General features: G+C 51.4%; 15 protein-coding genes and 1 pseudogene. 1 reads left to right on the top strand and 15 read right to left on the bottom strand.

Going from position 1 to position 24,936, the window contains the following annotated elements:
• Nucleotides 1-14: 14 nt before the first annotated feature.
• Entirely contained in the window at nucleotides 15-1,580 is a 1,566-nt protein-coding gene (locus ACX93W_RS20615; RefSeq protein WP_459394248.1) for a response regulator transcription factor, read from the bottom strand.
• A 125-nt stretch (nucleotides 1,581-1,705) separates the two neighbouring features.
• Here ACX93W_RS20615 and ACX93W_RS20610 point away from each other — a divergent pair, with 125 nt between their 5' ends.
• Nucleotides 1,706-2,866, top strand: a complete 1,161-nt coding sequence (locus tag ACX93W_RS20610; protein ID WP_459394247.1) for a glycosyl hydrolase family 8 — start codon at nucleotides 1,706-1,708, stop codon at nucleotides 2,864-2,866.
• A 92-nt stretch (nucleotides 2,867-2,958) separates the two neighbouring features.
• Here the strand turns inward: ACX93W_RS20610 and ACX93W_RS20605 are convergent, their stop codons facing one another.
• From ACX93W_RS20605 to ACX93W_RS20540, 14 genes and pseudogenes are all read right to left on the bottom strand, one after another.
• Complete coding sequence (locus ACX93W_RS20605) at nucleotides 2,959-4,944, bottom strand: glycoside hydrolase family 43 protein (RefSeq protein ID WP_459394246.1); 1,986 nt, start codon at nucleotides 4,942-4,944, stop codon at nucleotides 2,959-2,961.
• 626 nt (nucleotides 4,945-5,570) lie between these two features.
• Nucleotides 5,571-7,202, bottom strand: a complete 1,632-nt coding sequence (locus tag ACX93W_RS20600) for a response regulator transcription factor (RefSeq protein ID WP_459394245.1) — start codon at nucleotides 7,200-7,202, stop codon at nucleotides 5,571-5,573.
• Entirely contained in the window at nucleotides 7,195-8,937 is a 1,743-nt protein-coding gene (locus tag ACX93W_RS20595; RefSeq protein ID WP_459394244.1) for a sensor histidine kinase, read from the bottom strand. Before ACX93W_RS20595 ends, ACX93W_RS20600 begins: the two co-directional genes overlap by 8 nt.
• Nucleotides 8,938-8,984: 47 nt before the next feature.
• The gene (locus tag ACX93W_RS20590; protein ID WP_459394304.1) at nucleotides 8,985-10,622 is read right to left on the bottom strand and encodes an extracellular solute-binding protein; all 1,638 of its coding nucleotides are present in this window, start codon (nucleotides 10,620-10,622) and stop codon (nucleotides 8,985-8,987) included.
• A 293-nt stretch (nucleotides 10,623-10,915) separates the two neighbouring features.
• Nucleotides 10,916-12,384 (bottom strand): annotated as a pseudogene (gene gtfA, locus ACX93W_RS20585) (sucrose phosphorylase).
• Between the two features lie 13 nt (nucleotides 12,385-12,397).
• Nucleotides 12,398-13,354 carry a carbohydrate kinase family protein gene (locus ACX93W_RS20580; protein WP_459394243.1) on the bottom strand — a complete coding sequence of 319 codons (957 nt, stop codon included), beginning with the start codon at nucleotides 13,352-13,354 and terminating at the stop codon, nucleotides 12,398-12,400.
• A 52-nt stretch (nucleotides 13,355-13,406) separates the two neighbouring features.
• Nucleotides 13,407-14,213, bottom strand: coding sequence for a Nif3-like dinuclear metal center hexameric protein (locus ACX93W_RS20575; RefSeq protein ID WP_459394242.1), 807 nt, complete (start codon nucleotides 14,211-14,213; stop codon nucleotides 13,407-13,409).
• A 337-nt stretch (nucleotides 14,214-14,550) separates the two neighbouring features.
• Nucleotides 14,551-15,444 carry a carbohydrate ABC transporter permease gene (locus tag ACX93W_RS20570; RefSeq protein ID WP_459394241.1) on the bottom strand — a complete coding sequence of 298 codons (894 nt, stop codon included), beginning with the start codon at nucleotides 15,442-15,444 and terminating at the stop codon, nucleotides 14,551-14,553.
• A gap of 12 nt (nucleotides 15,445-15,456) precedes the next feature.
• A complete protein-coding gene (locus ACX93W_RS20565; protein WP_459394240.1) occupies nucleotides 15,457-16,383 on the bottom strand; it encodes an ABC transporter permease in 927 nt (308 codons plus the stop codon).
• Between the two features lie 20 nt (nucleotides 16,384-16,403).
• Complete coding sequence (locus tag ACX93W_RS20560) at nucleotides 16,404-17,930, bottom strand: ABC transporter substrate-binding protein (RefSeq protein ID WP_459394239.1); 1,527 nt, start codon at nucleotides 17,928-17,930, stop codon at nucleotides 16,404-16,406.
• Nucleotides 17,931-18,086: 156 nt separating this feature from the next.
• Complete coding sequence (locus tag ACX93W_RS20555) at nucleotides 18,087-19,670, bottom strand: response regulator transcription factor (RefSeq protein WP_459394238.1); 1,584 nt, start codon at nucleotides 19,668-19,670, stop codon at nucleotides 18,087-18,089.
• A gap of 25 nt (nucleotides 19,671-19,695) precedes the next feature.
• Nucleotides 19,696-21,390, bottom strand: coding sequence for a sensor histidine kinase (locus ACX93W_RS20550; RefSeq protein WP_459394237.1), 1,695 nt, complete (start codon nucleotides 21,388-21,390; stop codon nucleotides 19,696-19,698).
• A 59-nt stretch (nucleotides 21,391-21,449) separates the two neighbouring features.
• Nucleotides 21,450-22,259 carry an alpha/beta hydrolase gene (locus ACX93W_RS20545; RefSeq protein WP_459394236.1) on the bottom strand — a complete coding sequence of 270 codons (810 nt, stop codon included), beginning with the start codon at nucleotides 22,257-22,259 and terminating at the stop codon, nucleotides 21,450-21,452.
• Between the two features lie 755 nt (nucleotides 22,260-23,014).
• Entirely contained in the window at nucleotides 23,015-24,907 is a 1,893-nt protein-coding gene (locus tag ACX93W_RS20540) for a carbohydrate-binding protein (RefSeq protein ID WP_459394303.1), read from the bottom strand.
• Nucleotides 24,908-24,936 lie beyond the last annotated feature (29 nt).

Raw genomic sequence — 24,936 nt, 5'->3', positions numbered from 1 at the left:
CAGAACCTGACGTATTATTTCCAGCGATTGCGATATTCGGTAGGCGGCATGTTTTCCAGCTTCTCGAATTGGGTAACGAAGTAGTCGGGCTTGTTGAAGCCGACGCGGCTGGCGATTTCGTAAACCCGCAAATCGCTTTGCCTCAGCAGCCGCTTGGCTTCTTCGATTCGCAGCTGCAGCAAGTAGTCATTGAAGTAGACGTCATACGTTTTTTTAAAAAGCTGGCCCAAATAAGCCGCATTCATGTAAAACTGCGCGGATATGCTTTTGAGATTAATATTTTCATGAAAATGGTCGTCCATGTATTGCTTGACTTTAGAAATAACGCCTAAAGCCGACGTGCGGGTTAAACCTCCGATCATCTCTGCGGCTTCAAACGAAAAATCCTCCAGCATTGTCCGAAGCTGGTTCAACGTAATGTTATGGTCATGCCAGCTGATGATAACCTCCATATGCCGGAGTCCCTTTTCATCGCCCTGCAGCTCCCGAATCAACCGGCCGGTTTCCAGCACACATTGAACGATAGCCGTTTTGATCGCTTCCGGAGAAAAACGCTCCCTCTGAAATTCGGCAATAATGATGACAATTGCCTGACGGATCGCCTCCCCGTCGTTCCTTTCCATCGCATCCGTCAGTCCTCGCTGCGCCTCTTGGCTCAAATGCTTGTAATATAGCGGGGTTCCCGCGATGTCGGCATGAAGCAGCACAGGTTCGCCGGGTTTCAGAAATTTGTAAGCGACGGTTTCCTTTGCGCTTGCGTAAGAGGCTTGGAGCTGCTCCAGCGACTGCACGGAATGGCCGGCATAGATGCAAACCTCAACGCCGGTTCCAGCCTCGATGCGCTGAAGGACACCTTGCAGAAACCGGCGCAAATTTTCGTCGCCTCCCTTCTCGTACACATCGGGAACAACAAAGCCGTAGCTTTTTCGATGCTCGTACAGAACAGGAGCGCCAAATGCCGGGGCTTCCGCCCTTACCGCTTCGCGGATTTTCTCCCTTAACTCGTTTTTGGACTGCAATTCCCCGCGGCTCCATGGAGGAGCGACATTCAGCTCGACCAGCGCATAGTTGTAGACCGAAGCTCCCGCCTCCAGCCACGGCTTGGCCCACTCGGACAGCCCGTCCTCCTTTAATTCTCCGCGAATCAGCGCTTCGATTTGTTTTTCGCCGCTCTCCAGCCTGCTTGCTTCCCGCCGTTTCTTTTTTTCGGCCAATTTATCCCGAAGCTTGGCCAAAGCCTGGGCGATGTCCTCCTGGTCAATCGGCTTCAGGACATAATCCGTCACCCCGAAACGCATGGCCTGCTGGGCGTAACGAAAGTCGTTATACCCGCTAATAATGACGAATTCGACATCCGGCGCAAGCTCCGAAGCGGCTTGTATCAGCTCGATCCCGTCCATGCCGGGCATGCGGATATCCGTGATGACCAGATCCGGCTTGCAATCCCGAATCAGGTCCAAAGCGTCATCCCCGTTATCCGCCTCGTCGATGACGACGTAGCCGTTGCCGCTCCAGTCGATTAATCCGCGAAGCCCTTTTCGCACAAACAGCTCATCATCTACGATTATAACGGTATACATTCCGATGACCCTCTTTCGATTGGGAGTAAAAGAACTATAGTTTTTAAAGCATTTTCTAAAAAAACTTAAACTTCACCGATGATAAAATGTCACTATAACGAATATCAGGGAGGTTGATGAAAAGGATGACCGACAAAAACAAAGGGGCGTTTCACAACGGAATTTACCGCAACCGTTTTCAAGACTTCGGCTACGATGAAGAAGCCGTGACTCAGAAACTGCAAAAAACCTGGTCTGACTTATTTTACGGTGATGATACCATCAGATTTTATTATCCCGCAAGCTCCAATATGGGCTATATTCTGGACACCGGCAATAACGATGTTCGGACGGAAGGCATGTCCTACGGGATGATGATGGCCGTGCAAATGGACAGGCAGGAGGAATTCGACAAGCTGTGGACCTTTGCCAAAACCTACATGCAGCATGCCGAGGGGCGCTATAAGCATTACTTTGCCTGGCATTGCAAACCGGACGGCACGGTAATCTCCCAAGGCCCCGCTCCCGACGGAGAGGAATTTTTCGCTATGGCGCTTTTTTTCGCTTCGCACCGTTGGGGTGATCGAGCAGAGCCGTATGATTATTCAGTCCAGGCCAGAATCATTCTGCGCGCCTGCGTCCATCAAGGCGAGGACGGGGAAGGCGATCCCATGTGGGATCCCGCAACCAAGCTGATTAAATTTATACCGGAATCGCCTTTCAGCGATCCTTCCTATCATCTTCCCCATTTCTACGAGCTTTTTGCCCTTTGGGCCGATGAAGAGGATCGGCCATTCTGGAAGGAAGCCGCTGACGCCAGCCGGGCCTATTTGCAAACGTCATGCCATCCCGTCACCGGCCTGGCGCCGGAATACGCGAATTACGACGGAACGCCGGCTCCTCCGCAGCCTCATGGCGATTTCCGGCATTTTTACAGCGACGCTTACCGCGTAGCGGCCAATATTGCGCTGGATTGGGAATGGTTCCGCGCCGACCCATGGCAAGTCAAACAAAGCAATCGCATCCAGCACTTTTTCCGGGGAATCGACGTTTCGGATTACCGCCGTTACGCCATCGATGGCAGAGCCTTCGACGAACCGGCCTTGCACCCCATCGGCTTGTTGGCCAGCAACGCCATGGCTTCCATGGCGGCGGAAGGCGACAATGCCGAATATTTTGTCCGCCTCTTCTGCGATACGCCGCTGCGCGATGGCGACCGGCGCTACTACGACAATTGTCTCTATTTTTTCAGCCTGCTTGGTTTAAGCGGAAACTATCGCATTTATTGGCCAAATTCCCGAGATTAGTGAAGCAATAAAACGCTCCCGATTCGCCAGCATTGGCAATCGGGAGCGTTATTTCTTTGCTGCGAAGCAGAGTCTTCAACGGTATCGGGGCATCAGGACCGATTGAACTGCCAAGTCCCCAGCGTGAACAGCGGAACTTCCTCTTTGCCTTTAAAAACAAGATACAAATCGCGGATACCGGCTGCGCCCGATACCTCCGTTCTCCATTCCTGCCAGCTATCTCCGTTTGCTGAAGGAGTAACGGTCACTTGTCCGATTTTTTCCCCTTCCGGGTTATCCAGCCGCAGTTCAATGATCCCGCCTTCTCCTCCGGCCGCCGATGCGGCAAAGGAAGCGGCGCCTTCGCCAAAGTCTGCTCCTGACACAGCTACCCAATCACCATTGTGAATATCCGTGACGATAAGGGAAGGTCCTTTCTTTTCCGAAGCCGCTTCAACCAGCTCGGTTGCGATTCCAGCGCTCCATCCAATCGTCGCCGCGTCGGTCAGCTCATACGGATCAAGGTGACGTACCTGAGCAACGCCCTCAAAGTTCGCTACGATTTCCCGGATATCGCCGTTGTCTTCAAATACGACCTGATTCAGATGGGTCGAGCGGTAACCTTTGGGCTGCCCCATTGCTTTGGACAATGTTTGGGCATGGTAGGCAATATAATAGGATTCTTGGAATTGGAAAATGACATGGTGATTGTTGCCGCCAACTCCAAAGAAATGGCCCGGATTTTTCAGAATCGTCCCTTTGTAGCTCCAAGGGCCCATGGGGTTTTCGCTGACCATATAAGCAATTTCCCCGGCAGGCGGGCTATCCGCCGTGCGAACCTCCTGAATAAAGTTGGTGCAGTAGGTGTAATAATACAGCCCGTTTACCTTATTAATACCGGAATCCTCAAACATGAAGGGAGCCGGAATAACGGCGGCTTCGCCCACAACGCTGGTCATATCGACGCCAAGCTCCATCACGCGGGCCGTATTCGGCATAGCCGCTTGCCCTTCCGGAATACCGCCGCCGAAGTAAATATACGCCTTGCCGTCATCATCCACCAGCACGGCGGGATCGAACAGCCAGGTCACATCCTTGACGCCAGGTGTTTCTCTTGTAATTAGCGGCTTGCCGATTGGATCTCTCCAAGGGCCGGTAGGGCTGTCTCCAACCAATACCCCGATATGGCTGGCATTGTTGGCGAAATAAAGGAAAAATTGATCCTTGCCGTCGATGACTTTATGGGCGGCGGCGGGAGCCCAGGATTGCGTCGCCCACTTGGCTGCGCCTTCCCGCCCCGCTACATTGATGTAGCCGTGATCGGTCCAGTTGACCAAATCATCGGAGGAAATAACCGACAGCCTGTTGATGGAGCTGTAGGAATTGTCTTTAACGTTGCCTTCAGCATCATATTCAAACACGTCATAGGTATTGTACAGATAGACCCTTCCATCAAAAACAAGAGTATACGGGTCGGCTCCAAATTTATGGGCGACGACCGGATTTCCATTGGACGGCAGCTTGCCGACAGCAGCAGTTGGCGGACTGTAGGCCGCAGAAGCCGTTGCTCCGCTCACATCGTAGGCTTGATTTTCCCCGTCAGAGATTGTTGCTTCCAATTTGTTCACTTTAATTTCTTCGCTCATTTTTCCCCTCAACTCCCGATTGCTTTTTAGAATCAGCGTCAACAATTCGTTGCCCGCGGCTTCGTTGGAAAAAGAAACGGCAGAACCGTCTCCATTGCGCATGATAATCCGTATGCCTCCGTCTGCTGGACTAAAGCTCACCTCATCCGCGACCAGATTGCCCGAATTGGGCACCACGGCGTCCGCTTCAAACAGATCCGGCAGCTGTACAAATGCCTCCAGGCTTATGGCTTCCCACCCCGCAGGCAATGGGTCGGCAAGCAGACGCAGCTGGAACATGCTTCCCGCTTTTTTCTCCAGCTCGCCATCCGCTTCCAAATAAACGGCTGGAAGGAGCGCAAGCGTTTCTTCAGCCTTGGGCGCCATAGATGGCTTGTAAAGGATAAACGCCACAACCGACAGGATCATGACCACGGCGGCTGCCAAAAGGATGCTTCTTTTTCCGTTCAGCAATCGTAACGCCTCCCTTGCCCATTTAGTCCAAGCCCTCTTATGGCCTCTCCCGCTGGGCGGGATAAGACGAAGCGGCTTACACTAAAAAGTGTACGGCCTCGCAGATCGGGGAACAACCTGCCGAATCGCGTTTCTCTTACCTGTCAAAGTCTATATAAGGTGAACGATGAGCTACGACGGACTTGAACAATAAAGTTCATAGCTTCGACAGTTGACCGCCGCGTGAATACTTATTCCGATCGCTGTTGTTTCCACATTTTCGCCTGTCTAATGGTCACCGATGGCCGCTAGAGCCTCAAATGGCTACATTGACCCCAGCTAACGGTCACCAGCGTCCTTTAGAGTCTCAAAAGTCACGTTTTGGGGATGAATGTAAGCTTTTACGGTCATGCATGACCTTTAAAATTGGATATTTCATCAAAACAAGGCTTTAACGGTCATGGATGTCCGTAGCGTGCAGCTAGCCTCCGGCCCCGGCACTCCGCAAAGACGCAACGTACCGTTTATAAGCCGAATTCAGCAAGCGGAAGAACCCTTTTTTCCGCAGCGGTTCATCTCGGTTGAGGCCATGCACTGGATTTTGTTCGAGTCACTTTTATAGCTGAAGCTTAGACAGCAGAACCGCTTTACCCGTATTTGACCAAGCTGTCCCGGTATTCCTGGGGGGTCAGGCCCGTAGCTTTTTTGAAGAAACGCGTGAAGGAATGGGCAGCGTCGTAACCTACCAGCAAGGCAACCTCCCTGATTTTGAGATCCGCGCCCTTGAGCAGCTCCTTGGACCGCCTGATTCTGCATTTGTCGATATATTCCGATAAATTGATGCCGCGCTCCTGCTTGAACAAACGGGAAAGGTAGGAGGGATTGAAATAATGGACCTCCGCCAGATGAACAAGAGAAACATCCTCGCCCAGATGCTCCTCGATGTATTGGCAAAGCCGATCGATTACATGACTCGTTTTGTCCCGGTCATCCATGGACTTGAATCGGAACAGCTCCCCCGCCGTCTGCTCCAGGTAGCGGAATGCTTCTTTGATGGAGGCGTGACCGTCCAGCCGCAGCAGCTTCTCGCGTTCTCCAACCCGCGCCTGCGGGCCTATTCGCTTTATGCCGGAGAGCAGGACCAAAGCGACGGAATAATAGGCTTGGGCAGCCAGCTCCACATTGCCGTTGCCATTCAGAACGGCCCCTTCCAGCTGCTTCAGCTCCCGCAGGAAATCATCTTCGCGCCCGGCCTCCAGATGAGCCTCCATGCTGTCCGATCTGACCGCAGCTGCGGCATCGCTTTTTTCGCTGTAGGTCTCGGACGGTTCTGTGCGATCCTTCAAAATCATGGAGATGCCGTCGCCGACCTTTAATTGCTGCAGCTGTCTCAATCGGTCGTATTGCGGCGTTATCTCCTTCCACTGGCAAGCGCAGCCGCTGAAGGTGAACGCGAGGGAAAGGCCTAGCGACGACATGCAGGCTTCCTGGATCAGCTCCAGCGTGCCTTCCAGGTATAGCGGCAGGTTTTTCTCCGCCTCCTGTTCTTGCGCCCGCAGCTGCAGCAGCCACACCATATCTCCATGCAGGTCCATCATGGCCGCGCTTTGAATGCCATCCCCCATAAAAGAGTTCCAGATCAGCTGAACAGCCTTAAAGGCATCTCTTTTTTCGCCATAGGATTTACCCGGGTTGGAGGAAATTCGGCCCAACGTCAGCATGACGGGTTGTTCCGGATTCAGCGGAATGTCCAGCTTGCCCAAATCGTCCGCCAATCGCTCCCCATAGCCCTCTATCAACGAGCTGTCCGCAACAAGCTGACGCAATAATTCCCATTGCTCCAAATAAACCAGCGTTTCGCTTTGCTCCTGCAGCCTTTGCAGCTTTTCACCCATTCGGCCGTCTCTCTCGAATTCCTGGACCACCTCCAGCACCGTCGCCATAACCTTGTCATACCCTTCGGTTTTTAGCAGGTAGCGGGCATTGGGAGTCTGGATCGCCTGGTAGGCATAATCGAATTCGCTGTATCCCGTCAAAAAAACAACTCTGCATCTAGGCCACAATTTCCGGATTTGCTCGCTTAACTCCAGCCCGCTCATGCCCGGCATGCGGATATCGGTGAGCACGATATCGATCCGTGTACGCGACATCCAACCCAGCGCCTCCTTCCCGGAGTAGGCCCGGCAGACATCCAGCTTGTCGGGCATCCACTTGTAGAACACTTCGTACAACCCGTCGGTAATGATCTCCTCGTCATCCACAACCAGCAATCTATACATGTCCGTTCTCCCCCGACAATGTGATTACAATAACGACCTTCAGGCCATTTAACTGACTTCTGGACAAAAAGAGCCCGCTTCCTTTTCCGTACGTCAGCGCAATGCGCCGGTGAATGTTGATCAACCCCGTCATTTCGTGGCTGTGGTCCGTATCCTCCAGCCTTTTGCTCAAAGCTGCGATTTCATCGTCGCTGAGGTCCGCTCCGTTATCTTCCACCGAAATGGAAATTTCGTCGGACGAAGACTCGAACGAAACCCGCAGCAATCCTTCGCCGGATAACTTCTCCAGGCAATGCTCATAGGCATTTTCAATGATGGGCTGAATAATCAGCCGAGGCACCTTGATGTGCTCAAGCTCCTCCGGCAGCTCTTGAAATTCGACGCTAATGCGCCGCGAGAAGCGAAGCTTCTGGATTTCGGTGTACATGCGCGAATGTCTGACCTCTTCCGACAGCTTGACATTGTCCTCGCCGTTGCGCGTAATAAACCGGAAATATTCGCCCAGCATGTTCGTGAACATTTCGATGCGTTCGTGATCTCCCGTTTTGGCAAGCGAATTCAGAATAAAAAAGCTGTTATAGAGAAAATGAGGGTTGATTTGCGATTGCAGCTGCTTCAATTCCGCCCTTTGCATCATCAGTTTTTGTTTGAAATCCTGATCGATGAGCGCTTGCAGCCGTTTGAGCATATGATTAAACCGGTCGTACAGGTAGCCGAACTCATCGCTTTGCCTGTGCTGGATTTGCATATCGAAAGTGCCGCCCTCCATTTTCCGAAAGCTTTGCACAAGAATAAGAAGCGGCTTATGGACAAATTTGTACGTCGAGTACACATAAACAAACATGGCCATCAAGGACATCAGCGCAAACAGCCACGCCCAGGCGTAAAACTTGCTCAGCGGCCTTTTGACCACATCGGTCGGCAAATACGTAACGATAGACAACTTCAGATCATCGGAATAGGCCTGGTCAATCAAATAGCTTTCGCCTTCCACCTCCAGGGAAGACGTTTCGTTCATCCGGCCGCCCTCCATATAACTTTGCATGATCCGCCCCGTTTCTTCTCCGTCCGCCAAGGTAAATCCCGACAGCTCCGAAATCAGGAACGATCCGCTTTCGGGATAAACGCCAAGCTGAATCAGAGACTCCTTCAGCATATCCTCGTCCAGCTCGATCACGACGGCAAACAATGGCTCCTGCCCTTTTTTGGCGCCTTGCTTAAACGCCGCCAGATGAAAGGAATCCCCGATCCGGAACGGCCGGCTGTTGGGCCGGGCGCTTACCCTGTTGATTTCCTCGTACCGTTCTGTCTCAAAAGGATTAACGCCCGTCATCGCCGTAATCGTTTTGTCAATGGAGCGCACATGCACATCCACATCCTTAATATAGGCGCTGCTGTTTTTGATGGATACAAGCCTGGGCAGAATGTCATTCAGGCTGGCCTTCCGGTCGACGCTGCTCATCTGCTCCCACATCAGAGCCATTTTGTTTAAATCGCCGTCCTGCAGGAGATCGTATTGCTGAATTTCCATCCATTCGATTTCACGATTCAAATCATCCAGATAGGCGGTAAGCTGCGCCCTCATGTTTCTGGATATTTCATCGCTCGCGTTTTGATAGCTCCAATTGTAGAGATAGATGCCAAGCAGAATAATGGGCAAAATAATAAAAAAATAAGTTGTCAGCAGCCTGACAAAAATCGTATTTCGCAAGGCTTTTGCCGGAATTTTGAACACTTGAATGCCTCCAATGCCGCTAGGTTGCTAATTGTAACAATAATCTCTTATTGGAGGTCTTGTCCTCTTTCCTCATACCACTGGTTAACCTCGGCCGTTATTTGCGCGCCTCCCAGTATCATCCACTCCTCCACGAACCGGTCGAATTCCTCAAGTGGGTTCCCCAAAATGATATTGATAAAGACATCATGGCGCAGATTGTCCAAAATGATTTGTTTTTCGATCATAGCTTCAGTGGGCGCGCCTACAAATGCGTCAAAAAGCAGCTGATTGTTTTGTTCATAGCTGTCCAGTACGCTCATCGCGCCGGTTTTGCCATACGTTTTTTCCCAGCCCCAGCCGGATTCGCTGTCCTCCATTCCCGCTGCGTACAGATCCATTTTTTTCTGGATAAACCGCGCTTCGTCCTGAAGCAGCGCCTCCTGGCCGCTCTCATGCGCCTCCTTGATTTGCCGGTAAGCCTCCAGGTTTTTTTTGGCGGGAAACGGCGTGACGGGAGAAAGGCCCCACACGGGATACGAGGTATTGTAATAAACCTCGTATTCTGCTGTTTTCCCCCAATTTTTCTCCAGATGTAGGTTAAAAAGCTTGACGACGGCTTCGGGATGAGCGTAATCCTTTCTCACCGCATAGAACTGGTTGGTGTTGAACTTCAGCGGCACGTAAACGGGCTGTTCCGTAGCGGATACAATAGGGTAAGCCTGCCAATCCGAGGCAGGTTCGGCGCCTCTGCTTCCTTGTGCCACAAAGGATGCCCATTGCTCTCCATACATCATGCCGATTTTTCCGTCCGCAATCTGCTGCTTCACTTTCCCGCCGGATTTAATCGCAAACTCGCTATCCAGCTGACCGTCTCTGTACAGGATTTGCAGGGCTTCCAGCGCGTCCTTAACTTCGGGCTGTATGCCGCCGTAGACCAGCCTTCCGTTTTCATCCTTGAGCCAGATGGACGGGTAAGCCCCGTATCCCGCCATAAAGCCGGTTAATCCCATAACGGGATCAAACAGGTATTGAGTGGCCGCCAAGCCATACGTATCCTTGATTCCATTGCCGTCGGGATCTCTATCTGTAAACGCTTTCGATATTGCCAAAACATCCTGCATCGTTTCGGGAGGCGAAAGTTTCAACTCCTCCATCCAATCCGTCCGAATCCAGAGATACAACGCTTTTTCAATGGATGCGTCCGTTTCCGGAATACCCATCAGCTTGCCGTTGATCGTACCGGATTCAAGCGCTCCCGCGCCCTCCTGCGTCAAAATTTCTTTCGTAAACGGCGAAGCGTACGTTTCATAGGAGCTTGTCAATTCCTGAATGAGGCCGGCATTGCTTAGCTGTCTGAGCTGCTGCCCGTTAACCTTGACGACGTCGGGCAGTCTGCCTGAAGCCAGCATAATATCAAGCTTTTTGTAATATTGCTCACTCCTGGCCGTCCAGTCGTAGGCGATTTCGATGCCCAGCACATCACGATATAATCGGCTCCAGCGGTTGTCCTCCAGTGTTTCGCCGGGCAAATCGTCAATCAGCCCTTTAAGGCCGTCTCCTACTTCTCTTGCCAGGGTCAGACGGACAGGCGGATCGTACCGGCTTAAATACGCGTCATCATAGATGGCATCAGGACTGTTCTCCGATTCCTGAATGTCATTTGGGCCTAACCCCTGGCTGCACGATACAAGCATATTGCTCATGACAAAGGCGGATAACAGCAATCTGATCACGCGCTTCCCGCTAATCTGCAACTGACAACCCCTCCCATGACCATTAATTGTCTAATTATAACGAAAATCACACCGGACTCAATCCACAATTTTTTACTTATCGTCCGTTTGTTGACCACTTTTGCGAATTAAATCCTCGGAGAACCAAATAACGAAAAAAAGCCGCCCCGCCGCAGAATAATCTGCTCTTGCGGGACGGCCTTATTCAGAACCATTCACACTCTGGCCCAACGCTTGTTTTTATAGGTTCAACTTATGTTGCTTTAAACGATATATTTCCGAGGCATGCCCCGTTCATCGCTATAGGAGATGACGGAACGACCGGTAGGCAGATCGACCTCCAGCTCGCAGAAGAAATCTCCTTTTGTCCATGCCAGCCTGAGCCCATCCTGCGGCGAATCAAGCACCTGGAATTCGCCCTGGAATGCTTCGTATTCATTGCGGAACCGGATCAAGTCAAGAAGCCGCTTGACAACCGGTTTCTTTAGCGACTCCCTGATTTCCTCCATGCTGTAGTTGTGGCGGTTAATTTCGCGGCCTTCTCCCGTTTCGGCGACCCGTTCATCATCGTTTTCCCCGCCAGCAGTCCTACATAATAAACTTGAGGGATGCCGGGAGCAAAAAACTGGATGGCTCTGGCGGCGAGATAAGCATCGTCGTCGCAGCCCAGAACGGAATAATAGGAGCAGCGAATCTGATGGACGTCGAAACCGTCCTCGCCCTTATGCTTCTCCGACAGCACCAGGCTAAGGTTGGCGCCCCGCTCCACGCATGTATCCACGACTTTTCTGGCATCCTCGACAGCCGCCAGATCATCCAGATCCGGCTTGACCGGTATGCCGTCATGGCAGTCCAGCATCGTAAACTGCTTTGCCGGACGGGTCCTCAAATAATGGACCAGCTCCTTGCCGTCATGGTCCAGCAAAGCGCTTAATATGCGATACGGCAAAATAAAATCGTAAATCCAGCAGCCGTGCTCGGCAAGCTTGTATTGAATGGAATAGTGGGAATGGACTTCCGGCAAAAGCTCCATATCCAGCGAAGCGGCCAGCTCCATCATCCAGTCCAGAAAATCGAATATGTCCGGCTCCACAAAAAAGCAGCTGGTGCCCAGTTTCTTAATGACGTAACCAACGGCATCCAGCCGGACGATTTTGACATTATGCCGTTTGAAATTCAGCAAAAATTCCCGAAACAACGTCCGAACCTGCTCCGAACGGACATCCAGATCGATTTGCTCCGACGGGTCGCTTTTGCCAAAAGTGGTCCATAACGACAGGCTTTCGCCTGAATCTCCTACAGAATAAGTGGAGTAAGGACGCGGCCTGCGCAAAAACATCCCCTCTATATCCGCCTGTACCGGCACGCCATCCTCCCAAAGCTTGTCCAGCGTCAAAAACATGTCGGCATAGGCCGATTCCGAGCCGTTTTCCAGGAAGTCCTGAACATAGGGGGATTGGCGGGAGATATGATTAACCATCATATCAATCAGCACGTCATAATCTCTGCCGATCGCGCGGATATCCTCCCACGTCCCGAATTCAGGCTCGATTTCCAGATAGGTTTTGGGAGCAAATCCCCTGTCGCCGGTGGACGGAAACGGAGGCAAAATATGAACGCCGCCTTTAAAAACGCCGGAAAAACAGTTCTCAAGCACATAATGAAGACTCTTTAAATTGCCGCCGAGCGAATCCGGGTACGTAATGAGCCCCACTTGGTTTTTTACAGCCATAAAGCGATGCCTCCTAAAGGTTGTAGATGCCTCCAATTTCGCCCAGCGGCGGCAGTTCCGCAACAGCTCCCACATACTTAAGCTTGTACGCGGTAACGGCAAACCCCAGCATAATCGCTTCCCGAATGCTATAGCCCTGCGTCAAAGCGGCGTATAAGCCCGACCAAAACGCGTCGCCCGCCCCCGTTGTATCCGCTACTTCCTGGGCCATAGTTGGGAAGAAGAGAGTTTCCGAGCCGTTGGAAGCAATCGCTCCCTCTTTGCCCAGCGTCAAAATGACCAGCTTGGCTCCAAGCTCCAGAAACTTCTGCAGCTGGTTTTGCGGCGTATCCGGCCCAAACAGCCTTTCCGCATCATCATCCGAAGGTTTGACGATATCGGCATGACCAATCACCCTTTTGACATACGCAGCCCCGTCTTCGCCCTTCTGCCAAATAGCGGGATGGTAATTGGGGTCAAATCCAATGAGCACGTTTTGCCGCTTGGCGGATTCCACCAGCCGCTGTATCGTCTCCCGCGCGGGCAGCATGGAAATGGGCCAGCAGGAGAAATGCAGAATTTTGGAGTCCTGCAGCGCCAGCTCCAGTCCCTCCGTATAGGGAAGCTGGAAATCGGCGTTGCGGTAAAAAACGGGAATAGGAGAATTGCGGCTTTTGTTGAGCAAAACAAGGCTTGTGGACTCCTCCGTAACGGCCACCAGATCGGAAGCGATGCCTGCCGCCTCCAAATGGCGGAGCAAATACTGTCCCGGCCTGTCATTGCCAACGGCCGATGCAATGGCGGAGCTGCCGCCCAACCGCTTGATATTCATGGCGATATTGGCGGGAGAGCCGCCAAAGTAAGGCTGGAAACTGGATTCTCCGAAGGCTGTGTCGTAATCCCCGGAAATCAAGTCCACCAGCAGCTCTCCAACCGCAAGCACGTCATTCCTTTTTTGTTCAAAGACATAACTTTCGTGAAATTCTGGCACTGGGTACTCCTCCTGTTGACTCCATTCGCGAGCGGACGTTTTGAATATCCTCTTATAGATGACGGAACGGCTCCCTGGCATCTACAAAATGAACGGGCAACCCGCCAGCCAGCGGTTTTAGCCATTCCGCCATGTCTTTCATGCCCCACTCCTCGGTACGTTCATGACCAACGATAATCATCGCTTTGTTCATGCCCAGCATCGAGGCGTCGTTGACATAGGCGCACAACGTCCACTCTGTAATTTCGCCGCAAATCATGACATCCAGGTCACGGTCCCGCATCAGTTCCATGGGCATCTGCTCTCTGCCAAGTCCCAGGCTTCCGCCGCCGACCAAAATTCCGATTCTGGAGCAGCTCATATCAGGACGTCCCACAATTCGAATGTGCTCCATCTCAAGCCGTTCCTTCAGGAAGGCGGTCAGGTCTTGCACCGTTGTTTCCTCAATGCCGTATCCCCACGGGGAAAGAGGGTCCAGCTGTTTCCCTTCCCAGCCAAGCTGGCGGATCAGGCCGTCATAAATCCGGTCGGTTTTGGCCAGATGCATATGATCATGGAAACGCCATATGGCGATGCCATTTTGCTGTATCAATTCCTTTTTGGCCAAATAGACCGGATCGTTCTCCAGCCATTCCAGATCGTCGGCTCCCGTAAAATACGTAGGCTCATGCGTAATAATCAGATTGGCGCCAAGCTGGATCGCTCTTCGAATGACTTCAACCGTCGCCATAAAGGTCGTTACGATGCCGGTGACCTCCATGTCGGGATGGCCGCTTGCCAACACGTCAAACGTTTTCTCCAGCTTTTTGCCTCCGCAGCTATCCAGCAAGACGTTGTCGATAACATCCTGAACTTTCATCGATTAAACATCTCCCTTTGTAAGGTGATTCAAAAAGTACGCTTTCCATTACGGGTCATGCCTGGCGGCATGGCCGGCGTCGAATATGAGACTCAGCCGAAATCTCCGGTCCTCACGTAGCTGCCACTACGCTCCGGTCCTCGATTCCTAGCTTGATCCCATCTTCTTGGTATTGAAAACCGAACTTTTTGAACTTTCATTTTAGAAGGTGATTCAAAAAGTACGCTTTCCATTACCGGTCATGCCTGGCGGCATGGCCGGCGTCGAATATGAGACTCAGCCGAACTTTTTGAACTTTCATTTTAGAAGGTGATTCAAAAAGTACGCTTTCCGCTTTTTACCCTTTTACCGCGCCGATGACGACGCCTTTGGTCAAATAATTTTGCAGCGTCGGCAGAACGACTAGAATCGGCAGGATGCCAAGCACAGCCATAGCCATGCGGACCGCGGTGCTGGGAAGCTCGACGGCATTGCCGCCCAAAATGCTGCTGGCTTGCCCCGAATTCAGGTATTGGATGTTGTTCATCAGCCGGATCAACAGGTTCTGAATGCCGTAATATTGCGGCTTGGAAATAAAATAAAGCGCGTTAATCCAGTCGTTCCAATAAGCGAGTCCCATAAACAAACCAACCGTCGCCAACACGGGGATGGACAGCGGAAGCATAATCCGGAAAAACGTGCGCAGCTCAGAGGCGCCGTCGATTTGGGCCGATTCGATCAAATCCATGGGCACGCTGTTTTTAAAATAATTGCGGACCAGCAAGACGTTGAAGCCGTTCGCCAGCAGATTGGGAATAATCAATGCCGCCAGCGAATCCTTGATGTGAAAAAACTGCGTCCACATAATGTAGGAAGGAACGACGCCCCCGCTGAACAGCATCGTGAAAAATACGATAAACGCAAGCGTATTATGATGCTTGAAATCCCGGCGGGACATAGGGTAAGCCAGCATGCTCGTAATGAGCAGGCCAACCCCCGTTCCCAGAATTGTAACCAGAAAAGATACCCCATACGCTTTTAAAAACGTTCCAGCCGACGACTTCATGTATAGATAGGCGTCAAAGCTCAGCTCCGCCGGAAAAAAGCTATAGCCATCCCTAACCAGCGCCGTCTCGGAGGTAAAGGAAGCAACTGCAATTAATAGAAACGGGATAAAGGCAAGCAAGGACCAAATCCCCATCGACACGGCGGCGAATAAGGCAAATGCCCGTTCTCCTCTTGTTTGAATCATAGCCTTCTCCTCCTAAAACAATGCGTTGTCCGGGCTTAGTTTTCTGACGATCGCATTGACTGCGACAACCAGGGCAAAGCCAACCAGCGACTGATACAAGCCCGCCGCCGCGGACATTCCGATATCGTTCAGCTGCATGAGCGCGCGGTAGACGTACGTATCGATGGTTTGTGTCGTGCTGTATAGCGCTCCTGCATTAAGAGGCACCTGATAGAACAACCCAAAGTCCGAGTTGAAAATTCTGCCGATCGACATCAAAGCCAGAATAATGACCGTTGGTTTCAACAGCGGCAATGTAATCGTGCGGATTTGCCTCAGCTTGCCCGCGCCATCGATTTTGGCCGCTTCATAAATACTTTTGTCGATGCCGCTAATCGCCGCAAAATAGATGATGGAGCCGTAGCCGGCCGTCTTCCACAGTTGGATGGAAACAAGCAGGTACGGCCAATATTTCGGCTCGGAATACCAGTTGATTTCCGGAATGCCAAGCGGGCGAAGGATGGATGTATTAATGAAGCCGCTGTCCGCATTGAGGAACGCAAACACAAGCAAGGACAACACGACCATCGACACCAGGCTTGGCAAAACCAGTCCCGACAAATACATTCTCGTAAAAAATTTAGTTAACAGCTCTGCCATCAGAATGGCGATAATAATGGATAAAATGGTGCCGAAAACGATAAACGCCAAGTTGTACAGCAGCGTATTCCGGGTCATGATCCAAGCGTCGCTTGTTTGAAAAAGAAACTTGAAATTATCCAGCCCGATCCAGTCGCTCCGGAAAATGCCCTTGGCGTAGTTGGGCTCCTTGAAGGCGATAAATATACCGAACATCGGAATATAGCTGTTGATAAAGAAATACAGCAATCCCGGTACGGCGAGCAGCAGCAATGGAGCCGTCTTCTTAAGCGGTCGTGGTTTGTTCGCTTTGCTCTTCATGCCGATTAACTCCTAATCGTTTATTGGTTCTGGGAAGCCAGCCATGACTCCAGCTGCTTTTGCTTGCTGTCGATAACCGCCTGCGCTCCCGCGTCGTTCAGCGCTTTGACAAAAGCCGGAATAGCCGTTTCGGGGTCCAGCGAGCCGGTCATAAAGCCGGGCAAATACTGATTGACTACGTTATTGACCGCGCTGATCTGCGTTCTGACTTCATTGGGATCAAAGATAAAACCGAAATATGGCGAACGTTCCGTTTCCTTGTTTTCCTTCAGCTTCAACTCTACATCCGACCAGTCGACGCTCTCCAGCTGATATTGCATCGATTCCGAACCCACTACGCCGGAGCTGAGCATCGCGGTATACGAAACGGTGTTGGCGTCTTTACCGTCTGGATATTTCATATGATGATCGCCAACTCTGACATAATCCTCATTCTCCACGCCGTACAAAACGGTATTGATCAGTTGAGAATCCGAATACAGCAGATTCAGGAACTTGACGGACGCTTCAGGCGTCTTGGTCGTGCTGTTGACCATCCAGCTCACCATATTGACGGAGCTGGTATCGAAGTAAAACGGTGCGATCCGTTTGCTCTCCACATTTTTACCGGTTTGCGCGCTTATCGCCTTCGCTGCTTCCAGCCCGCTGTAGCCGCCCATAAATGAAAAGGCTCGTCCTGCGCCCATCATTTCTGTCGCTCCAATCGTTGTAGTGGCCGCATCCTTCTGGATATATCCTTTGTTGTACCAATCCCTCATCATTGTTGCGCCGTCCATAAAGACATCCGACTCATAGAAATTGACCACTTTGCCGCTGTCTCCAATCACAACGCCAACTCCGGTGGAATCCGTCAAAAAGTCGACCTTATGTTGACCCTTCAGCAGATTGACCAGGCTGGTGTCGCTTGGATTGACGTTAATAGGCGCAAAGGACGTGACGTCCGGAAACTTCGCTTTTACGGCATCGAATACGGCTGGCAGATCGTCTGCCGTCTGGATATCGTCGGCGGATAAGCCCGCTTCCTTCAGCATGTCGGCGTTATAGACAAAATTGACCGGCAGCGCCATCCCTTTATTGACCGGAATGCCGTAAATCTGGCCATTAACCGTTGTGGCCTTAAGCGCATCCTCGCCAAAATCCTTTTCCAGCGTTGCGATAAGCTCTTTGCCATGCTCAGTCAGCAGCTCGTCAAGCGGATAAAGCTGGCTTTTGGATACGTAGGTGGAGAATTGGCCCAGCGTTGTGAAGATGTCCATTTTTTCTCCGCTTTGCAGAGCAAGATTCACCTTCTGCGCATAATCGGCCGGCCCGTAAATTTGCAAATCCACCTTGACGCCGATTTTATCAACGGTAATGGCATTGATTGCTGCTTCGACGTGGCTCAGATCCTCCGGAATCCGGTTGAAAGACGGCATGGCGAATACGATCTCTTCGACCTTCCCTCCTTGCTCGCCTTGACTTGCAGAATCACTTTTATTGCCGCATGCCGATAAAACGGTTCCGCCTAACAAAATCGTTGCTAAAAGCAGGTTTATCCCCTTTTTCATGTTCAAATCTGCCCCTTTCTGGTTAAGTACATCCCCATTTTACCTCGCTGCTTGTTCTGCGGCTTTTAAAAATACCGCCTCTTTTTTCAAAAATACGGCCCACCTTCCCCAGAGGGAAAATGAGCCGCGCTTAGGGCGTGACTTATAAGACGCACCTTAGCCATGCTTGAATTTTTGGCGGTATGCGTTTGGCGTGTCGCCGGTCGCTTTTTTGAACAGGGTGGAGAAATAGGATAAGTTGTCAAAACCCGTTTCCAGAGCGATAGCGCTGATGCTTTCCATGCTTCCCGCCAGCAATTGCTTAGCGGCTTTTATTCTGCAGTCGTTCAGGTATTCCTTGATCGACTGTCCCGTTTCCAGCTTAAAGGTTTTCGCCAAATAATCTGCGGTCAAATAGACGCTTGCCGCCACATCCTCGCGATTCAGGTCCAGATGATAATGTTCATGGATAAAACGTTTGGCCTTTTCGACCGCGCTTTGGGATTGAAGCAATTCGTCCGCGTAACCGATACTCTTCTCTGTGACGACATGCGCCCACTTCATAAAATCAATGACACTGCTGTCGGCATGATGAGAAAGCTGCTGCGATACCTGGTCCGCAAACAAGCGATGCGCCTGAATGTGGTGACGCGACAAAAAGGAATAAACGACCTGGAGAAAATCTTCCCGTATGGAATGCAGCGTCAATTGATCCAGCCTGTTTTGGCCAGCCAAATACTCCAGCTCCTTTTTCAGCCGATTCACGATGCGAAGCTTCTCCTTCTGGACAAAAAGCATGGCAAATTCGTCAAAATCAAGAGCATAACGCTCCGCCGTATCGTAGGAAAAGGGAACATGCTGCAGCTGCACCCTGCCTCTGAAAATAATGTTGGACGCGTCCAGCTCCTCCAGCCCGGTTCTTGAGCGGGCTAGCCCCGCCATATCTACCTCTTCTCCTATATAACAGGTTGCCTTGCACTGCAAATATTGTCCGCACACGGAAATAAACTCTTCGGCGCTTCGCTGGAGGACGGAGAGATCCGTTGCGCCGTCCCATACGATGGAGTTATAAAACACCTGTTCCTTTCGGTACGCAATCAGCCGTTTGTGATTCAATTCTCCCAGCAGCAGCTCGCAGCACAGATTGGACAACGCATAATGAAACAGGCTATCTTCCCATGACCGCTCCAGATGGGATTGCGGCACGCTGACCAGCATCAGGCGGAAACGGCCCTCTGCCGGAATAGACAACCCTCTTTTCTCCACCTCGCTGGCGAGCAGCTCCTTGCGCGGCGAAATCGCCGCCGTCAGCACATCGCTCCAAAAGCTTTTTTCCACGACATCCCTGTTTTTCAGCCACGTATGGGCCAGCTTTCCCATGCTTCTGCGCTGCTCCAGCGACTCTACGGACTTTTGCAATGCGGCGGTTAATTTGTTTTTATCCAGAGGTTTGACCAGGTAGGAATCCGCCTTATATGCAATCGCGCTGGACGCAAATTCAAAGCTTTCATGGCAGGTAAAAAAGATAAAGCCGCATTGTGATTCCTGTTCTCTCACCCACTTGATCATTTCCAATCCGGAGCCTCGCGGCATCTCGATATCGCAAATAATGACGTCGGGTTCGGCAGTAGCGAACAATTGTCTGGCATCCTGTATATTATAAGCCGTATCAATCGCGGTAAAGCCAAGCTCCTCCCACTTCATGATGCTAAGCAAGGCTTCAATCGTTGGAGCATCGTCATCAATCAGCAAACACCGCAAAACATTCTCCCCCTTTGCTTCTTCATCATTGGGATTTGTTACGAATCGGAATCCATAGCTCAACTTTGGCGCCGCAAGGCTCTCTGTTGGACAGCCAGAGCAAGTCGTCTCTTTTGTAAAGCAGCGCCAGCGTTTTGGCTATGTTGACAATGCCGACGCGGGCGGTATCGTCGCTGTCGCCATGCCCGCTCCGTCGCAGCTGCTCCTCGGGAAAACCTTCCCCGTTGTCTTCTATAACAATTTTGGCATAAGACGTTCCGTTTTCCTCCACCTCCGACGCCTGGATAAAGATAGACAGCATTTCCTCATAGAACAACGCGTGTTTAAAGCTGTTTTCGATAAACGTCTGGATGGCAAATGGCGGTATCCGCACTTCTCCCAGCTCTTTTTGAATTTCAGTCATATAAAAAATCCGCTCCGGGTACCGGATTTCCTGCATGCGGATGTAGTTTTCGGCATGGCGCATCTCTTCCTCCAGACTTACCTCCGTAAGCCCGCTTCTGAACATGTAGCGAAGATGCTCGGAAAGGTAACCGATCAGCCCCCGAATCTCGCTGTTTTTATTTTGATAAGTCAAGCTTGTGATCGTCGAAATTGCATTCAGGTAAAAATGGGGCCTGATCTGCATTTGCAAATATTTGATTTCGGAACGGCTGCGCTCAATTTGCTCCTCGTAGGATTGAATTTTCAAATCGGTAATTTCGCGAACCATGGACTGAAAGGAATGAAACAGCTTTGTAAACTCCATGGAATAACGGCCCGGCGGAATCTCAAATTCATGACTTCCTTTTTCCACCTCTTTGGCCGCCTTAACCAGCTCCAGTACCGGCTTGAGGATATCCCGGGCCAGGTTGCGCAGCACAATGGGCACAACGATGACCGACAACACCGCGAGCGCTACGATCAGCCATTGAATGGATTTGAGCCCAAAAAAGATGCTGCGTTTGGGGATAAGCGAAGTCATGGCGCCAAACTCCGGGATGGGCTCCGTCAACATCTGGTAATTGCCCCGATAGTACGAGGCCAGCTCCTCCTTTGTTTTCAGGCCCCCATACGTTTCGGGAATAGCTCCGGAAGCGGATAACAAGGCTCCATCCCGAAAGCTCAGCGAATAAAAGTCTCTGTCATTTGCCCCTTCGCCCATCATGGACATCAGCGTATCCGCTTGAACCAACGTCCCGAAGCTGACGCCGGCATACGTTATATATTTAAACAAATAATGTTCCCTGTTGACCTCGTAATGGCTCCATTCATCAACGCCGGCGCCGGAATCCGGCGCAAAGGCTTGTTCTCCGATAAATGCGATAAGGGCCAGCTTTTCGTCGAGGCTGATGCGGCTGCCGAATTGGGCGAGCTGGAGGCCGTCAACTCCAAATTGGATAAACATGCCGTCGCTAGCGCCGTTCCGCGCCATTTTGGCTGATAGAGCCGCCCTTAATTGCGTGGACTGAAAATACCGTTCTTCTTCGCTCCACGACGGGTAACGCGATGCCTGATCCAGATTATTGTCCAGCACCTCCAGAAGGTCCTTGACGTAATTGTTGAACCGATTGTGCATATCTGTTTTGTAAATGGCCAGCGTGTTGCGGGCGTAAGACTCGTAATTGCCGCGAACGACCTCAAGCGAATAAACATTGCTTAAAGCCAGCACAGAAAACAAAATCACAATCACGATCGTCAGCTGGATGGAAAATCGGAAGACCAGGCTGTTCGTTACCATAAGCAAGCACTCTCCGTCCCGATATGAAAGAAAACGTTAACATCTATAATTTCTACTCATTATGCCATATCAGAATCCGGCTGCAAGGCCCAATTTATCGCCCCCGGTATATGCTCATTCCAGAAATCCCAGGTATGCGCGCCAGGCGTTTCGATGTAAGTGTGGGAAACGCCTTCATTGGTCAAAAACTGATGGAAGCGACGGTTGTACTCCAGCAAAAAATCCTCGGTGCCGCAAGCCATATAGATGCGGGGAATCTCAGAACCGGAGGCCCGTAAGCCGCGGACCAATTCCTCGGGATCCCTGTCGCTGCCCATTACTTGGTCAAGATCGCCGAATACGCTTCGGAAATAGCCATAACCGGCAATTCCGTTATGGAAGTCGGGTTTGATGCCCGCAATTTCATAAGGAACCAGCGCGGACGACAAGCCCAGAATAGCGCCAAACCGCTCCCCGTATTTGAGTCCGTTTCGTATGGCTCCGTACCCGCCCATGGACAAGCCGCCAATAAACGTATCTTCCCTTTCCTTGCTTAACGGAAACATCTCCCGGGTAAAATCAACCAGCTCTTTCCCGATATATTCCCCCATTCGCTCCTCTGTATCCTCATTATCCAGGTAGAAGCGGTTTTCGCCGGCAGGCATAATGACCGCAATGCCATGCTTGTCCGCCAGCTCCCGGATCCGGGAAAAATGAAGCCAGTCGGTATGGCTGCCGCTGTAGCCATGCAGCAAATACAACGTTTTTAACGGCCTGCCGTCCTTAGGCTTCAAGCCCGGAATATCCGGGCGATCCAGCGGCAGCAAAGCATTAAAAACAACCTCTCGTTTTAAACAAGCTGAATAAAAACCGATTTGCGCCAATGACATCGCGATCCATCTCCATTCGTATTCTCATAGTCGTACCGCGCAAACAAGCCATTTGCATCCCTGCGGAATACCTACGGAATTTCTGCAGAATTTCTGCAGAACTTCTGCAGAATCTTTGCAAGTTCTCTGTAGGATTTCTGCAGGATCTATGCAGGATCTATGCAGCATCTATGCAGGATTTTTGCAAGTTCTTTGCAAGTCCTATGCCGGGCAAGTTTTTTGCGCTGTCTCTTCCATATTAGCTCAAACCGCTCTTTAGCACCTTTAAAATAAAGGCTATTTTTTTCAAAAAACAATGAGAAAACCTCTACCGGGGCGTTTCAAGATTAGCAACTCCATGTAGTGGAAAGCTATTCCGGGAAAAAGATATTCCCCAATATGGTTAACGGTCAAATCTGTCCATTAGAGCCGTTTTTAAGTAAAATCCAATTTGTTACGGACGTTTTTGTCCATTACAGCTTAAAATGAGCATATTTTTGCTCCATTTTAAGCTGTAATGGACAGATTTGACCGGCAGAGGTTTGCCGGCAGGCTGAAATGGGCTCTAACAGCCATTTTTGTCCATTACAATTTTGCCAGCCGGAACGGCAGAAGTTATTAAAAGCGCACACTTTCTTGCATGATCAAAAAACGCAGACCTCGGGCCTGCTTTCGCCCGTTTGATCTGCGCTTCTGATAGCCGGTATAATCGCAACCGGCAGGAAACCGTTTATCGCGTGATGCCCTATTCCGTTAAAAGTGAATGCCGAAACGGCTTACTGCGCCGTTACATTGATGCTGTCGATATTGGGACCTTCCGTCCCCGTTGTTACCACTCGCAGCGTATTGTTCCCTGTATTCATAAGCACCTGAACCGTTTTTTCGCCCCAGGTCGACCAGCTTCCGGTCGCGGAAAACGGAGTATTGCTAATGACTTTTACGCCATTTACGTATACGTCCAGATTGCGTGTTCCGGTTGCCAGCGCATAGCGGAGCTTGATGTTTTTTGTGCCTGTCGTTGCGCAGCAGATGCTGTTCCACTGAATGGCGGCGTCCGTTGATGCCTGAAAATCCACATAGCCGCTGCCGCTGTAGCCGCTATGCGTCGTCTCCACTGTGGCGGTGGTCAACGTTGTTCCGCTCTCTGCCTCATAGGTGGTGCCTCCTGCGCTATTGGGCGTAAATTGCCAATAATCGAAATTGAACAGGTTGCCGCCGCCCGTCCCCGTTCCTGTAAAGACAAAAAAGAGATTATGGACGCCGGTTGCGCCGCTTACTGCCGTTTGTACTTCCGTCCAGCTCTGCAGCCCGCCTGTCGGCGGAACCGTTAAGGTCGCAACAAGCGGTCCGTTCACCTGGCCCAGGCGCACCTCTATTTGCCCGCCCGAGGCAGAGGCTACCCCGGCTTTAATAGAGCCCGCTCCACTTGTCCCAAAGTCGGCTTTGGATACAGCCACCCAATCCCCGTTTTGAATGCCAGTAACATGGAGATTGGCAACGGGGCCGCCGGGCGCATTGGATTTCTCCGTCAAAATCCGCCCATTCCATGCGAAGGTTTCCGCTTCGACCCGGTTATACGGATTCAGGTTCGCCAGCTGCGTAACTCCGGCGTAGTTGGCCGCAACCTCCTGAATGGAGCCATCCGCGTTATGCACCAGCTTGTTGATGTGGGGCGAGCGATACCCCTTTCCGGCGCCATTCAGCGCCAAGCTGACGGTCTGGGCATGGTAAACCACGTACCACTCGTTGTTAAGCTGGAAAACAGAATGATGATTGTTTCCCCCAACGCCGAAAAATACGCCCGGATTTTTCAGAAAATGGCCCTTGTACGAAAAAGGTCCCATCGGGCTGGTGCTCGTCATATAGCCGATTTCGCCCGGCGGCATGTTCGGCGGATGAACGCCGCCAAAGTTCATGCAATAGGAATAATAATAGATTCCGTTGTACTTGTGAATGCCGGAATCCTCCAGTATAAACGGGGCGTCGATGGTGACGGCGCTTCCGACAATGCTGGTCATGTCCGCGCCAAGCTGCAATACGCGGGACGTTTTGGGGTTGGCTCGTTGCTCTTGCGTGGGATTGGAGCCGCCGGGAATGCCTCCGCCCGCATACAGATACCCTGTGCCGTCGTCATCCACAAACACGGCCGGATCAAACAGCCACACCACGCCGGACATGCCGGGTGTGCTTGTTGTTACCAGCGCCCTGCCAAGGGGATCGCTCCATGGACCAATCGGGCTGTCCGCGGTTAATACCCCGATGCCGCCCGTACCGTTGGCAAAATAGAGAAAAAATTTGTCCAGCCCGTTGATTTTTTTGACGGCCGCCGCAGGCGCCCATGACGCGCCCGCCCATTTGGCAATCCCTTGGCCTCCGTTTGCCCCGTTTGCTCCCGCTACCGGAATGGCTCCATGATCGGTCCAGTTCACCATATCCGAGGAAGAGATCACAAACACGCTTTTTAAATTGGCAAACGAATTGTCCTTCAGACTGCCGTCGCTGTTGTATTCATAGGCGTCGCTGGACATGTAAATATAGACTCTTCCATTATAGGTCAATGCAAAAGGGTCCGCTCCAAGATGATGGTCAATAAGCGGATTAGCGTTTCCTATCGTTTTTGCAATCGTTGTGCTTGCCGCAGAAACAGGCGATACCGATGCATAGCTCATCAGAATGACGGCAACTAAAAAAACCGCTA

This window comes from Paenibacillus sp. CAU 1782 (genome assembly GCF_054551715.1).
Note: the sequence above shows the minus strand (reverse complement) of the source record. Positions and strands in the feature narration are given on the sequence as shown.